This window comes from Rhizobium altiplani (assembly GCF_001542405.1).
Taxonomy (GTDB): Bacteria; Pseudomonadota; Alphaproteobacteria; order Rhizobiales; family Rhizobiaceae; genus Rhizobium; species Rhizobium altiplani.
Window position 1 is genome coordinate 124,195 of the sequence record NZ_LNCD01000140.1, and the last position, 14,543, is coordinate 138,737.

Consider the following 14,543-nt stretch of genomic DNA (forward strand, 5'->3'; position numbering starts at 1 on the left):
TCACTAATCCTTGGATTTCGCTTCCATTTCGTCGAGTGCCGCGGCAAGGCGCTTTTCTTCGTTGAAGTAGCGCGCGCGATCCCAGAAATGCGGCTTGCCGATACCGGTCGACTTGTGCCTGCCGATCAGCTTACCCGACGCATCCTCGCCGTCGATTTCGTAGCGCATCAGGTCCTGGGTGATGATGACGTCGCCTTCCATCCCGATCACCTCGGTGATCTGCGTGATGCGACGCGAGCCGTCGCGCAGGCGGGCCGCCTGGACGATGATGTCGATCGAACCGGAGATGATCTCGCGCACGGTCTTTGCCGGCAGCGTGAAACCGCCCATCGCGATCATCGACTCGATACGACTGAGGCATTCACGCGGCGAGTTCGAGTGGATCGTGCCCATGGAGCCATCGTGACCGGTGTTCATTGCCTGCAACAGGTCAAAAACCTCCGGTCCGCGCACTTCGCCGACGATGATTCGCTCCGGACGCATACGAAGGCAGTTCTTGACGAGATCGCGCATGGTGATCTCGCCTTCGCCTTCGATGTTCGGCGGCCGGGTTTCGAGGCGTACCACGTGCGGCTGCTGCAGCTGCAGTTCTGCCGTGTCTTCGCAAGTGATGACGCGCTCGTCCACGTCGATGTAGCGGGTGAGGCAGTTGAGCAGCGTCGTCTTGCCCGAACCGGTACCGCCCGAAATGACGACGTTGCAGCGGACGCGGCCGATGATCTGGAGAAGCGTCGCTCCCTCAGGCGTGATGGCGCCGAAGCGAACGAGCTGTTCGAGGTTCAGCTTGTCCTTCTTGAACTTACGGATGGTGAGTGCCGGCCCGTCGATCGCGAGCGGAGGCGCAATGACGTTGACACGGGAGCCGTCGGGCAGACGGGCGTCGCAGATCGGACTTGATTCATCGACGCGGCGGCCGACCTGGCTAACGATGCGCTGGCAGATCGACAGCAGCTGTGAGTTGTCGCGGAAGCGGATTTCGGATTCGATGGTCTTGCCGCCGACTTCGATGAAGGTTTGGCCGGCGCCGTTGACCATGATGTCGGCGATATCGTCTCGGGCGAGCAGCGGTTCGAGCGGGCCGTAACCGAGAACGTCGTTGCAGATGTCTTCGAGCAGTTCTTCCTGCTCGGAAATCGACATCGCGAAGTTCTTGATCGTGATGATGTCGTTCACGATGTCGCGGATTTCTTCGCGCGCGCTTTCTCCGTCGAGCTTGGCAAGCTGCGACAGATCGATCGTATCGATCAGCGCCGAGAAGACCTGCGCTTTCGTGTCGTAATATTCATCCGTGCGGGTCGGGCGCTTGCGCTGCGGCGTCTGCATCGGCGGCGGCGGAACCTGCTGGCGCGGGGGCTCGCGCTGCGGCTCGACCAGAATCGCAGGGGCAGACGGGGAGGGCTGTGGAACCGGCGGAGGCGGCGCGATGGTGCCGCCCGCCTTGCCAAAACCCTCGTTTCCGCGTTTTCCGAACATGCCTTATTCCAATCCGATCTTGGCGGGCGTCATTTGCGCTTCAGCAGGCCGAGCAATCCGCCCTTGCGTGCTTTCTTGATGGCAATCCGCCCGGTCACGATGTGCGATATCTGCGAGAATGTTTCCGCCGTCGGTGACTTTGCATCCATCTCCGAAATCATCCGGCCACTGTTGGCCGCGTTGCCGAAGAGGTTGGCATCGAAGGGGATGATCGCGATCGGATCGGTTTCCAGCGGACCGCAGAAATCGGCCGGACTGATCTCCGGCCGCTTCGGCATCCCGACCTGATTGAGGATCAGATGCGGCATCTTGTCGTTGGGCCGCATCTTGCGCAGCGCATCCATCATGTTCTTGGTGTTGCGCAGGTTGGCAAGATCGGGAGAGGCGCAGATGACGACCTCGTCCACGCTGGCCAGCACCGAGCGTGTCCATTCCGACCAGGCATGCGGTACGTCGAGCACGGTGATGGGGGCGTTGCGCTGCAGGACCTCAAGCACGGGCTGGAACGCCTGTCCTTCGAAATCATAGGCGCGGTCGAGAAGGGAAGGGGCCGCAAGCAGCGACAGATGCTCGGAGCACTTCGTCAGCAGGCGATCGAGAAACACTTCGTCCAGGCGTTCCGGCGCATAAACCGCCTCGGCGATGCCCTGGGTCGGGTCCTGGTCGAAATCGATATTGGCCGTGCCGTAGGGCAGGTCGAGGTCGGCCAGGATCGTTTCGGTCGAAAACAGATTGGAGATGCCGAAGGCGCAATTATGGGCGATCGTTGAGGAACCGACGCCGCCCTTGGCGCCGATGAAGGCGATGCTGCGGCCGAGCGGCTCGGCATCAGGGTCGACGAAGATCGTCGCCATTGCCATCATGATATCGGGCATGGCGACGGGCTGGACCATATATTCGGAAATGCCGTTGCGCACGAGTTCACGATAGAGCGCGATGTCGTTATGGTAGCCGATGATGATGACTTTGGTGGACGGGTCGCAAACGGTGGCAAGCGGCGCCAGCTCGTTCAGCACACTTGCTGATACCGTCCTGGTTTCGAGAATGATCAGATTGGGCGTTGGCGCAGTGGCGAACATGTTCGCGGCCGCGGCAATGCCACCGCTGGTGATGCGCAGGCTGACCTTCGACATGCGGCGGTCATGGCTGCAACGCTCCATCACACGCTGCAGTTCTTCGCTTTCGCAGAAGGCGTGGACCGATATGCGGGGCAAGGGCCGCATGTTCTCGAGCTCGGCCATACGAACGGCGTCTTCTGCGTTGCGCAGCTCCGTCGTATTCTTGATCTCGTATTCGACTGTACTCATCGTTCGGTCCTAAACTGATCAGAAGCTGTTGGAGCTGCTGGTGACGTCTTCAATCGTGCTTGTCGTTTCGCGATACTCTTTGATTGCGGCGTTGCGGCGGGCCGCATCAATCGGGGTCATGCCGCGAGGCGCGATCAGGTCTTCCGGGTTTGCCACTTGTGCAGCCAGGTTGTTCTGCGTTGCACAACCAAAATTGTAGTAATTCTGGTTGGTGAAATCGTTGATGATGTCTCTCGGCCATTGACCGCACTGCGACGTCATTGCTGTCGTGCCGACGAAAGTCAGGCGAATGGGCGCTGCGTCACCCGCGCCGGCCGCTCCGTAGGAACTGTTGACGATCTTGGAACTTGCGATGCCGCGGGCGGAAAGCTCAGCGCGTACCTGACCCCGCAGCTGCCGTGCTGCCGCCGCATTCGGCGATCCCTCGGGCGTCAGCAGATAGACCGGCCCGGTTGCCCGCGACGTGTAATTCTGCGCGAAGCCGCGGATCATGTCGCGCTGGGCGATGTTGAGGCGGCGGTCTGTCGACGCGACCGGGATATCGACCGATTGCTCGGCTTCGGCAACCACGATCGGGTGTCGCTGGCGATAGTCGTCGGGAATGCCACCGGTCGTCAGTTGGTCATGGGAGGCACAGCCGGAAAGCAGGGCGGCAGCCACCGCGATAAATGTCAGCAGCGAATTCGAACGGCGGGAATCATGTGCGGTGTTCTGCATGTGGGCCATCGGCTGATCTCTGTGTTGTGCCATTGCTGATCCTGCCGCGCTCATTTGTAGATGAACCCGATGGAGCCATGGAATTGCGCGTCGGCGACGGGCGTTTCACGGCCGCCGTAAACCTTGTTGACGCGATTGAGCAGGAAGGTCGCCGCGTCGTTTTCCGGGCTGAAGTTGTCGTCCGGGCGGCTGAGCTGATCGCGAGCAACCGGGCGAACGAGATAGGGCGTTGCAATGATGACAAGTTCGGTCTCATCACGCTCGACAGTGCGCTGCCGGAACAATGTGCCAAGCAGAGGGATCTTGTTGACGCCCGGCGTGCCGTTCGAGGTCTGCAATACGTTGTCGCGGATCAGCCCAGCAAGCGCGATGGAGCCACCCGAGGGAAGCTCGACGGAGGTCTCGGCCGAGCGGCGCTGGTAGGTTGGCGTTGAGCCGGAAACGGAAGGGGCGGGCTCCGATACGTTCGTCTTGATTTCCAGGCTAATACGACCGGAGGAGAGAACAACCGGCTTGAAGGCGAGATTGATGCCGTAGTTATAAGGAACGATCGTGACGTTGCCGTCATTGTCCGTGGTCGAATACAGCACCTGGCCGCCGGAATTGAAGGTTGCTGCCTGGCCGGAAATCGCCGTCAGTGTCGGCTCGGCCAGCGTCTTCACGACCTTCGCTTGTTCAAGCGCGTTGAGATAGGTCGAGATATCGTATTTTCCGATCGAGCTCTTGAAGAGGGCCGCTAGGCCTCCGCCAACGATCGCGGCGGCGCTGTCGGAGCTCGGGGAGCCGAGCTGGGCAACCGAGAGACCCTTGGAATTGGAAACGAGATTGTTGAAGCCAAGCTGCTTCAGTACCTCTCTGCGAACTTCCGCGATGGTGACCTTCAGCGTGACCTGGTCTTCGCCCTGGATCTGCAGCAGATTGACGACCTGTGAGGTCTGACGGCCCTCGGCGAAAAGGGCCACCGAACCGTCTCCGCCAGAAGCGCTGGCTGTTTCCGTACGCGTTGTTGCTTCGCCACCTTTCAGGAAGGCTTGCGCGAGGTCTGCGGCTTGTGCCGCGTCTTGCGGCGTGCGAACTGTGCCGGTTAGCACGATATTGTCGGACACGATCTCGACTTTGATGCAGGAGTCAGCGATGAAGCGCCGGAGATTGGCCTCCAGGCCGGCGACGTCGCGTTCGATCGCGATATCGAGACTGACGATCTGCTGCCCATCGGCGCCGAAAATGAATATGTTCGTCTGGCCAACCTGCTTGCCGAACAGATAGATACGCCGCGAGCTACGGGTGACCGCGTCGGCCATGGAAGGGTCCGAGACGAGGATGTCATGTGCATCGACCGGAAGGTCAACGACAATCGCCTTCTTCAAACCGAGCTTCAGGCTGCGGTGTGCGCCAGGTCCAGCCTGGGTGATGTTAACGATCCCATCGGAAACCGCGTACGCAGCTCTTGCACCGAGAACAGGAGCGAGAACGCCCGGAGCGGCGCCCGTGAATGCGATCGCAAAGGACAAGCAACCTGCCATCAAGGGCTTTGTGTAGCGCTTCAAATTGCCCATTCCCATTTCCTTTACTCGGCCTTCGGCGCACTGCTGCTGTCTGTGACGATTGAGCCTGATTTGATGACTTGCACGATGGCGCTGCCATTATCGCCGCTGAGGAGGTAGTCAGCAGCGCTCGTATCCTGTTCCTGGGCGTCGGCAACGGAACGCAATGCCAGCGACAGCCGCTCAGCCATTTGCTGGGCAACCGCCAGCACCTTGGTCTGGTCGGGGGTTAGCTCAAGCGTTGCGGTGGTCCCGACCACGGCTTTCGAGCCGTCTTCCTTTTCCTGGATCTGCTGGTCGATCGCGAGTACGCGCACATTGCTGAGCACAGTCTCGGTCAGATATTTGTCGGCTTCCTTCGACTTGCGGACCATGATCACGTCGACGCGGTCATTCGGCAGGATGAAGCCGCCGGCACCTGTCGCGACCGAAATCTCGGTTGCGACGGCACGTTTTCCGGAGGGCAGGAGGGAGGACAGGATGCGGCTGTTCGAATCCGCGATCTTTTCCGCGCGGATGGGCTCGCCCTCGAAAATCGGCAGGCGAACGACAGCGCCCTGCAGGTCTTTCAGGGCATCTGGCTTGTCGGTTTCGGTAATGAAGCCCTGGACGACGCCGCTCTGCGGCCAGGCCATCCAGTGAACGGCTTTATCATCCAATCGTGCGCCGACCGGGAGGTTGGCACCGGAGACAAGTATTTTGACGGTCGGCTCTTTCTCGACGACTGATTTGACCTGGGTGACAACGGAGCCACGACCCGCGAGGCTCATCGCCAGCACGCCAGCAAGGCCGGCCGCAACGACAGCGACTCCTAGTATCAAAAGGCGGGCGGGCTTCATTAATCGTTCCTCAGGGATTCGCAATACCCGAAGAATGGCCTGCAATTGGTATAATTATAGTTAATGAAAGCCTTCGATTTTAAGTTAACGGAGGATTAACTTGGCGTTACTTCAGGCCCTCAATTGCTGCAAGAAAAAGCGGTGAAGAGGGAAAGGCAAAGAAACCGCCAATCGCGATCGCGATGCCATAGGGGATCTTCTTGGCGAGAAGAATGGAACTGGGGACAGGCAGTCCGATGGCGAGGATGATATTGGCCTGTGCACGGATAATGAGGATGACGAACGTCGCGATGCCGCCGATTATGCTGACATAGGCGAGGAACTCGAAGAATGTGGGATTGAACCCAAACCAGAGCGACGTCGCTGCAAGCAATTTTGCGTCACCGCCGCCCATGATGTTGAGGGCGAACAGGACAAAGCAGACGGCGAGAACCAAAAATGCGGCCGCGAGATGTGTGCCTATCACAACAAAGGGCATTCCTGACAGTGTCGCGATTCCCAAAAACGCGACAGCAAGAACTATCGACGCGCGATTGGGGATCTCCATCGTGAGCAGGTCCGAGAACGCTGCGATAGCAAGGCAAAGCGGGAAAATCACAAAGACGGCTGCTGCGATCATTGTACCACCGATATGAAAGACAAAAGGCTCACCCGCCGACGGGTGAGCCTATGTTCGATCGGGCGTCGAGACCCGGTCGGGCCAGTCGCTTGCGGCTTAGGTGGCTGGCGTCGTCGTCGTCGGCGTATTCTTGTCCATCGTGTCGGACAGCGCGTTGAACATCGCGTTCAGTTTGCTGCCCAGTGCGGTTGCGCCGGTGATCAGCGCAACAGAGATAAGCGCTGCGATCAGGCCATATTCAATTGCGGTCGCGCCGGATTCGTCCTTGAGAAAACGGCTAACAAGCTTGGTCATGGTAACTCCTAACTCCAGTTGATGTTCAGCAGTCCGCCAACTGTTGCCGTTGATCGGATTGCAACAATTTAGCGCGGGCCTGTTTCCATCAACTTAAAGAGTTAGGTTACCGTCCGGTAAATTATGACCGATGCCTGAGGATGGTAAGTATTCCCTATCGCAATTGTTAAGAGTTTTATAGAAAAGTCCTGCGCGCCCGGTAGTAAAGGCGTTTGATGCTAGGGAATGTCCTCGTGCCGATATTCGATGGCGGTGAACAGGCTAATGCCCTCGAAGCCCCTGTCGCAATATGGCTCATAAAGCTGGCGTCTTCGATAAACCATAATAGGCTTAAGACTTCATTCACCAATTTTTCTCATGCTGCTTGGTGAAAATCGCCGTAACCCGAGAGAGAATCAAATGTCGCCGAGTGGCAAGAGGATCATCCTGGCCAGCTTTTTTGCCGCCCTCGGCCTTGGCGGATCCGCGCTCGCGCAACAGGACATTCTGCGGGTCTACATGGATCAAGCCCGCGTTCTGAAACTCGATCGTCCAGTGAGCAAGGTCATCGTCGGAAACGCCAAGGTTGCCGACGCAACCGTGGCGGATTCCAAGACGATCGTCCTGACCGGGCGCAGTTTCGGAACAACCAATCTTGTGCTGCTTGATGCGGATGGCAACGCAATACTGGATGAGAGCATCCTGGTGTCGATTGATGAGGCCAACACTGTTCGCGTTTTTCGCCAAACGGAGCGCTCTGTTCTTTCTTGTACTCCGAATTGCGAACAGCATAGCCAACAAGGCACAGAGACCGCAACGGCAAGCCAGCAATAGCTGCTGAGTATCCGCGAATTCCGTTAGACTTCTGATCCGGCTCAACGCACCCAACTTGCTGCCGAACGGTAGCACGATCACGATCAGCCACAGTCATTTCTTTCTCCCCGTGGGAGCACCATGGTAGCGTGCGGCGATTGCTGACACGTCAGCCTCGTTTGCCAAGTCCGCTCGGCCGTTATAAGGCTTGAGAAGTGGCCCGCGACGCGCGGGATGTCAATTTCCTGTCGCTAGGTGGTGCATGGCGCGAGCCTTTCTTTTCGTTCTGGATTCCTTTGGTGTCGGCGGCGCGCCGGATGCGGCAGCCTATGGCGACGAAGGCGCTGACACCCTGGGGCATATCGCGGAATTCTGCGCTGCCGGTGCGGGCGATCGCGAGGGATTGCGCTCAGGACCCCTCCAGCTTCCGAATATGTCGGCTCTTGGCCTGGTCCATCTCGCCAAGGCGGCGTCTGGTAGGTTTCCGGCCGGAATGCCGGTGCCGGAGAAGGTGTACGCGATGTACGGTTCCGCCAGCGAGGTCTCGCGTGGCAAGGACACTCCGTCCGGTCATTGGGAAATCGCCGGAACGCCGGTAACGTTTGGCTGGGGTTACTTTCCGACAGAAGGCGATGCCTTTCCGCCGCAGCTTGTCGAGGCGCTCTGCAGGGCGGCCGACATTCCCGGGATACTCGGCAACTGCCACGCCTCTGGTACCGACATCATTGCCCGCCACGGCGAAGAGCATATCCGGACCGGAAAGCCGATCTGCTACACCTCGTCCGACTCTGTCTTCCAGGTTGCCGCGCATGAGACGCATTTCGGCCTCGACCGGCTCATGACCTTCTGCACGATCGCCCGGGCTCTGCTCGATCATTACAATATCGGCCGCGTCATCGCACGACCATTCGTCGGCGAAACCGCTTCCAAGTTTCAGCGCACCGGAAACCGTCGCGACTTTTCGGTGCCGCCGCCGGAACCGACACTTCTCGACCGGCTGGTCAAGGAAGGGCGCAAGGTCCATGCCATCGGCAAGATCGGCGACATCTTCGCGCATAAGGGCGTCTCGCGAGTGATCAAGGCCAATGGCAATGAGGCTTTGATGGACGCAAGCCTTGCGGCGATGGATTCCGCCGAGGATGGCGAACTGGTTTTCACCAATTTCGTCGATTTCGACATGGTCTACGGCCATCGCCGGGATGTCGCCGGCTATGCCGCAGCGCTTGAAGCCTTTGATGGCAGGCTTCCCGAAGTGGGTGGCAAGTTGAAGCCCGGCGACCTCGTCATTCTGACCGCCGACCACGGCTGCGATCCGACGTGGCGCGGCACCGATCACACGCGCGAGCGCGTGCCGATCATTGCCTATGGGCCGGGACTGCGTTCTCGCGATATTGGCATTCGTACCACCTATGCGGATATCGGCGAGACGATTGCCCGCCATCTGCGCATTCCGGCGGGCGCGCACGGGAGAAGCTTTCTATGACGTCGCATTTGAAGAAAGTCGAGCTGCACTGCCATCTGGAAGGAGCGGCGCCGCCGACGCTCACCGTGGCGCAGGCTCGCAAGTATAACATCGACATCAGCCACTACCTCGCTGGCGGCACCTATGTCTGGCATGATTTCGCGAGCTTTCTGGAGTGTTACGACAAGGTCTCGGAGGCCTACAAGACCGAGGAAGACTACGCACTGCTGACGGAAACCTATCTCGATGAGCTTGCCGCGATCGGTACGATCTACAGCGAGCTGATCGTCTCCCCCGATCACGGCAAGCGGATCGGGCTTGGAGCGGATGCCTACATCGAGGGCGTGTGCGAAGGCGTGCGTCGTGCAAAGGCGAAAAGCGACATCGAGGCACGCCTGATTGTCACCGGAGAGCGTCATTTCGGCCCGGAGAGCGTCATCGGCGCCGCCGAATATGCTGCCAAAGCGAAGAATCCGCTAATCACTGGCTTCAATCTTGCAGGCGAGGAACGGATGGGTCGGGTTGCCGATTATGCGCGCGCCTTCGACATCGCGCGCGATGCAGGCCTCGGCCTTACCATTCACGCCGGCGAGGTGTGCGGTGCGTTCAGCGTCGCCGATGCGCTCGACGTTGTCAGGCCTTCCCGGATCGGCCATGGCGTCCGGGCGATCGAGGACCTTGATCTCGTCAAGCGGCTCGCCGATCTCGGAACGGTGCTGGAGGTATGCCCCGGCTCCAATATTGCGCTGAACGTCTTTCCGGATTTCGCTTCTCATCCGTTGCGAAAGCTCAAGGCGTCAGGTGTTCGCGTGACGATCAGTTCGGACGACCCGCCCTTCTTCCATACTTCGCTGAAGCGCGAGTACGAATTGGCCGCCGACGCCTTCGGTTTCAGCGATGCGGCGATCAACGAGATGACCCGCACGGGAATTGAGGCTGCTTTCGTCGACGAGCCGACGCGACAGGCGCTCTTCGCCCGGATGTAATCCGGCTAGCCCTGGGGATCGATGCTGCAAAATTGCCTCCGCTCTTGCGGTGAAGGCAATTTCCATGGAAGAAACATCCGATAAGAACAACGATAGGAAGGCTCGGCCATGGACGGCGTAACGGTCATCGATCACCCGCTTGTGCAGCACAAACTCACGATCATGCGGCGTAAGGAGACATCGACCGGGAGTTTCCGTCGGCTCCTGCGCGAAATCTCCACCTTGCTCTGCTACGAAGTGACCCGTGATCTCGAACTCACCATGGAGACCATCGAGACGCCCCTGCAGACGATGGAGTCGCCGATCCTGGAAGGCAAGAAGCTCGTCTTTGCTTCGATCCTCCGTGCCGGCAACGGCCTTCTCGAAGGCATGCTCGACCTTGTGCCGTCGGCGCGCGTTTCGCATATCGGCGTCTACCGTGACCATGAAACGCTGCAGCCGGTCGAGTATTACTTCAAGGCTCCCGAGGATATCTCCGAACGCTTGATCATCGTCGTCGACCCGATGCTCGCCACCGGTAACTCGTCGATCGCGGCGATCGACAAGCTCAAGGAGCGCGGCGCCCATAACATTCGCTTCCTCTGCCTTCTTGCCGCGCCCGAGGGCATCAAGAATTTCCGCGAGGCGCATCCAGATGTGCCCGTCTTCACCGCCTCGATCGATAGCCATCTGAACGAGAAGGGCTACATCATGCCTGGTCTCGGCGATGCCGGCGATCGCATGTACGGTACGAAGTAATTCGTCATCTGTTTACCATTCGGATGCAGTCGAAGGTCCGGACACGCGTGCCGGACCATTTGCTTTACCGGCATTAGCAACTTGTCAGCGATTAGGGCGTAGGACGTGTAAGCATGGCCACGCATGACGCGGGGTTTATACAGGAAGGATTTCTGTCCCGATGCTCGTGCGTACCGTCATTTTTGCAAGCGTGGCTGCGGTGCTTGCAACACAGATACCGACCCTCGTGGGAAAACGCAGCGGCGAAGTGGTCGCCTCGGCCAATTTCGTAACCGGCAATGCAGATCAGGGGCGAGCCGCGGCAAGTGGCGGCACAATGCGACTGCGGGCTGATGCTCAAGGCCACTATTCCGGCGATTTCAGAATCAATGGTCGTCAGGTGCAGGGCCTGATCGATACCGGCGCGACCTACGTCGCTCTGAATGAGAGCTTCGCTCGACGCCTGGGTTATACGGGCAACCAGCTTGATTTCCGCTACTCGGTCGACACAGCCAACGGGAAGACGAAGGCAGCGCACGTGACATTGGATCGGGTGGAGATTGGCGGCATCCGCGTGCGTGATGTGGAGGCCTTTGTGCTGAAGGATGGCGCCCTGTCCTCCACGCTCGTCGGCATGAGCTTCCTGCGCAAGCTCGCTTCCTATTCCGTTGCCGATGGATCGCTCAGTTTGAAGCAATAGGCGTCAGGGCGTCGATGGCCGGTTTCTTGCCTCGTCGGCCGTCAGCGCGCTCTCCCGGGTGCCGGAGACAATTATCTCCAGGACCTCGTGCTCGTCGGTGTTCTTGACGTAGCGGTCACCGACATACTCACCGCGCTTGAGGACCATGACGCGATCGCCGACGGCGAAAATGTCGACGAGGCGGTGTGAGATGATGATCTGGGCAACGCCTTGTTTCTTCAGTTCCAGCATGGTTTCGAGCAGCCGCTCGGTCGCCATGACCGAAAGATTGGCGGTCGGCTCGTCGAGAATGACGACGCGCGGCTCGAAGGAGATCGCGCGGGCGATCGCCACGGACTGCTGGCGGCCGCCCGACAGGCTCTCGACCTTCTGATAGACGGAATTCACGTCGACCTTGAGGCGCTTCAACACGTTGTCCGCCTCGGCATACATCTTCCTCCGATCGACGAAGAGGCCTCTGAGAGGCCAGCGGCCGAGAAAAATGTTCTGGCCGACATCCATGTTCCCGCAGAGTGCGAAATCCTGATAGATCATCTCGATCCCTGCATCACGACTCTCATGCGGGCTCTTGAAAGACACCGGTTGCCCCGCCACCAGGATTTCGCCGGAGTCGCGCTGATAGGCGCCTGTGAGGATCTTCATCAGCGTCGACTTGCCGGCAGAGTTGTCCCCGACCAGGCCAAGAATCTCCCCGGGATAGAGCACGAGATCGACTTTGCGGAGCGCTTGCACGGCTCCGAAGGCCTTTTCGATGCCCCGCATTTCCACAATCGGCCGCGAAGGCGTCACGTCAGCCATGGATGGCTTCTCCCGTTCGTGCTGCTGTCGTGAAACGGCCGCGCAGGCGCGCAAAGATATTGGCCTGCCGCACCCATATGTCGATCAGCACTGCCACAATGAGGATGACCCCGATGAAGACATTGATCCAGTGCTGGGGCATGCTGAAGCCTTGGACATTGAGTTGCAGGAGCGCGCGGACAAGCGTTATTACAGCCGCGCCTGCAAGCGAGCCGATCATCGTGCCGTAGCCGCCGAAGATTGATCCGCCGCCGATGATCACGGAGGCGATGGCGTCAAGCTCGCGGAACTGGCCGGCAACCGGGTTGAAGCTGCGGAAATAAGCGACGTTGATGATCCCGGCCATGGTTGCGCAGAACGCGGACAGTACAAGTGCAATGAAGCGAACACGGTTGGTATTGATGCCGGCATAGGCGGCAGCGCGGACATTGCCGCCCGCTGCACAGACCTTCAGCCCAAATGGAGTGTAGGCAAGCACGATGCCAGCGATGAGGGCGACGAAAAACATGAAGATCGTCTGGATGCTGACGACCTCGGCTACCGTACGGATCATCCCCGGGGGCAGCGAAACACCGAAATGCAGGAAAACGTCGTTCACCTTGCGGCCAAGCAGGTTGTAGCCTTCCGGCCAGCCGGTCAGCTGCTGGCCGGCGACAAACCAAGCGGCAAGACCTCGGGCAATGTAGAACATGCCGAGCGTGGCAATGAAGGCGGGCAGCTTGAAGCCGACGGTGATGACGGCATTGACAATGCCGGCAGCCGTCCCCGCAAGCAGACCCATCGCCACGGCAGTGAATGGATCGGCGCCCAGCACCTTGAGGAAATAGGCGGCCGTGCTGCCGGCGAGAGCAAGCACCGAGCCAACGGAGAGATCGATATCACCGGCCGCAATGACATAGGTGAGCCCGACGGTAACGAGCGCCAGCTCTGTGTAGTTGAGCAGGATCGCGAAGGTGTTGGGCAGGTTCCACCAGTAGTCCGGCCTTAGCGCCAGGCCGGTCAGCCAGAGCAGCACCGTCAGGATGATGGCGAGTGCGTCGCGCCGTGCAAGGAACTTGCCGAGCCCCGTGGCCGAGAGCGCCATGTCGGCCGCCATCGCCCCTTTGGTCTGCACGCCTTCCAGAGCGACGCCGCCGGTTTCGTAGGCCGGCGGCGGTGGCCGACCGCGGAGCCAGGCCCAGAACCGGGCCGCGATCTGGCGTCGAATGAGGAAGGGCTCGATCAGCACGGCCACGACCAGAAGCAGCCCCAGGAAGACCATGACGGCACCGGCTGGCAAGGTGAACCTGGCGCCGACGGCAACGCTCTCTCCATCGATGATGACGGTCCGCGTGATCGGCCAACCTTCGCGCAGCACCTTGTCGATCAGCACAACGACTGTCGCGCCAAGGCAGGACCCGAGCACGCGCCCGCGCCCGCCAAGGATCGACGCACCGCCGATGACGACAGATGCGATCACGGTAAGCTCCCAGCCGACGCCGTAAAGAGGGGTGACGCCCTTGTCCTGCGCCGCTGCCAGAAGACCGGAAAGGGTCGCGCAGAGCGACGAGATCAGGTAGGCGCGAATTCGCACCCACTGGGTGTTGATGCCGGCATAGGCTGCGGCCTGCTCGTTGCCGCCGGTCGCGAAGGTCTCATAGCCCCAGCGGGTCTTGGCAAGCACATAGGCGCCGATGACAGCTACGAGGAGGAAGATCGCGATCTGGTTATTGAAGCCGAGAGCGTTGATCTCTCCGAGATGAAAGAAGAGCGGGTAGTCTGCCGCCTTGCCGGAGTAGTAGATCGCTTGGCCATGCGTGAGCGCAAGAACGAAGCCTCGACCGATAAAGAGCATCGTCAGCGTTGCAATGAACGCGGGCACTTTCAGCATCGTCACGAGGACGCCGTTGACGAGGCCAATCACCGTGCCGAGCAGCACACAGAAGATCACCGACTCGATGACGCCGAAGTCGAGAACATCAGACGCAAAGAGCCTCGCAAAAACGACAGCGATCAGGCCGTAGGTCGAGCCGACCGAAAGATCCAGATCCTTGTTGGCGATGACAAAGGTCATTCCGACCGCGATTATCCCGACACGGGACGTGTCGCGAAGTAGCGCCAACAGGGCCTCCGTTGATCCAAAGAAGGCCGGATTGACGATAGCGCCGCCGAGGTAGAGCAAGGCGAGGAAGATCAGCAGCCCAGCCTCCCAGCCGCCGACGAGCTGGGGCGGCGCACGGCCTAGCGATGTCGTCGTGGGCGCCATGGTGTCTGCCGATCAATCTCGCCGTCGCGATACGGGAGGCTTGCACCTCC

Annotated in this window: 14 protein-coding genes; 5 read left to right on the plus strand and 9 right to left on the minus strand. The window is 59.9% G+C overall.

Features of this window, described 5'->3' with window-relative positions; genetic code table 11:
* Positions 1–3: 3 nt before the first annotated feature.
* The 7 genes from AS026_RS35695 to AS026_RS35725 all read right to left on the minus strand — a co-directional run bounded on the left by AS026_RS35695 (position 4) and on the right by AS026_RS35725 (position 6,793).
* The gene (locus AS026_RS35695; RefSeq protein ID WP_025659782.1) at positions 4–1,473 is read right to left on the minus strand and encodes a TadA family conjugal transfer-associated ATPase; all 1,470 of its coding nucleotides are present in this window, start codon (positions 1,471–1,473) and stop codon (positions 4–6) included.
* Positions 1,474–1,502: 29 nt separating this feature from the next.
* Positions 1,503–2,780, minus strand: coding sequence for a CpaE/TadZ family protein (locus tag AS026_RS35700; RefSeq protein WP_062375637.1), 1,278 nt, complete (start codon positions 2,778–2,780; stop codon positions 1,503–1,505).
* 18 nt (positions 2,781–2,798) lie between these two features.
* Complete coding sequence (locus tag AS026_RS35705) at positions 2,799–3,530, minus strand: CpaD family pilus assembly protein (RefSeq protein WP_062375640.1); 732 nt, start codon at positions 3,528–3,530, stop codon at positions 2,799–2,801.
* Positions 3,531–3,547: 17 nt separating this feature from the next.
* On the minus strand, positions 3,548–5,059 hold the full coding sequence (locus tag AS026_RS35710) for a type II and III secretion system protein family protein (RefSeq protein WP_425349842.1): 1,512 nt from the start codon (positions 5,057–5,059) through the stop codon (positions 3,548–3,550).
* 5 nt (positions 5,060–5,064) lie between these two features.
* Entirely contained in the window at positions 5,065–5,880 is an 816-nt protein-coding gene (gene cpaB, locus AS026_RS35715) for a Flp pilus assembly protein CpaB (RefSeq protein ID WP_062375648.1), read from the minus strand.
* A 106-nt stretch (positions 5,881–5,986) separates the two neighbouring features.
* Positions 5,987–6,499 carry an A24 family peptidase gene (locus AS026_RS35720; RefSeq protein ID WP_062375652.1) on the minus strand — a complete coding sequence of 171 codons (513 nt, stop codon included), beginning with the start codon at positions 6,497–6,499 and terminating at the stop codon, positions 5,987–5,989.
* Between the two features lie 96 nt (positions 6,500–6,595).
* Complete coding sequence (locus AS026_RS35725) at positions 6,596–6,793, minus strand: Flp family type IVb pilin (protein ID WP_062375656.1); 198 nt, start codon at positions 6,791–6,793, stop codon at positions 6,596–6,598.
* Positions 6,794–7,192: 399 nt separating this feature from the next.
* Between AS026_RS35725 and AS026_RS35730 the strand changes: the two genes are divergently transcribed.
* The 5 genes from AS026_RS35730 (at position 7,193) to AS026_RS35750 (ending at position 11,450) form a co-directional block, all read left to right on the plus strand.
* The gene (locus AS026_RS35730) at positions 7,193–7,606 is read left to right on the plus strand and encodes a pilus assembly protein N-terminal domain-containing protein (RefSeq protein WP_018855315.1); all 414 of its coding nucleotides are present in this window, start codon (positions 7,193–7,195) and stop codon (positions 7,604–7,606) included.
* 241 nt (positions 7,607–7,847) lie between these two features.
* Complete coding sequence (locus AS026_RS35735) at positions 7,848–9,068, plus strand: phosphopentomutase (protein ID WP_062375660.1); 1,221 nt, start codon at positions 7,848–7,850, stop codon at positions 9,066–9,068.
* Positions 9,065–10,033 (plus strand): adenosine deaminase, encoded by a 969-nt coding sequence (locus AS026_RS35740; protein ID WP_062375665.1) that lies wholly within the window; start codon positions 9,065–9,067, stop codon positions 10,031–10,033. Before AS026_RS35735 ends, AS026_RS35740 begins: the two co-directional genes overlap by 4 nt.
* 108 nt (positions 10,034–10,141) lie before the next feature.
* Entirely contained in the window at positions 10,142–10,771 is a 630-nt protein-coding gene (gene upp, locus AS026_RS35745; protein WP_018855312.1) for a uracil phosphoribosyltransferase, read from the plus strand.
* 160 nt (positions 10,772–10,931) lie between these two features.
* A complete protein-coding gene (locus AS026_RS35750) occupies positions 10,932–11,450 on the plus strand; it encodes a TIGR02281 family clan AA aspartic protease (protein WP_062375670.1) in 519 nt (172 codons plus the stop codon).
* 3 nt (positions 11,451–11,453) lie between these two features.
* On the opposite strand, the gene AS026_RS35755 is transcribed toward AS026_RS35750, so the two are convergent.
* Positions 11,454–12,248, minus strand: a complete 795-nt coding sequence (locus tag AS026_RS35755; RefSeq protein ID WP_025659792.1) for an ATP-binding cassette domain-containing protein — start codon at positions 12,246–12,248, stop codon at positions 11,454–11,456.
* Positions 12,241–14,493 (minus strand): ABC transporter permease, encoded by a 2,253-nt coding sequence (locus AS026_RS35760; protein ID WP_062375674.1) that lies wholly within the window; start codon positions 14,491–14,493, stop codon positions 12,241–12,243. The genes AS026_RS35755 and AS026_RS35760 overlap by 8 nt, the downstream gene beginning before the upstream one ends.
* Positions 14,494–14,543 lie beyond the last annotated feature (50 nt).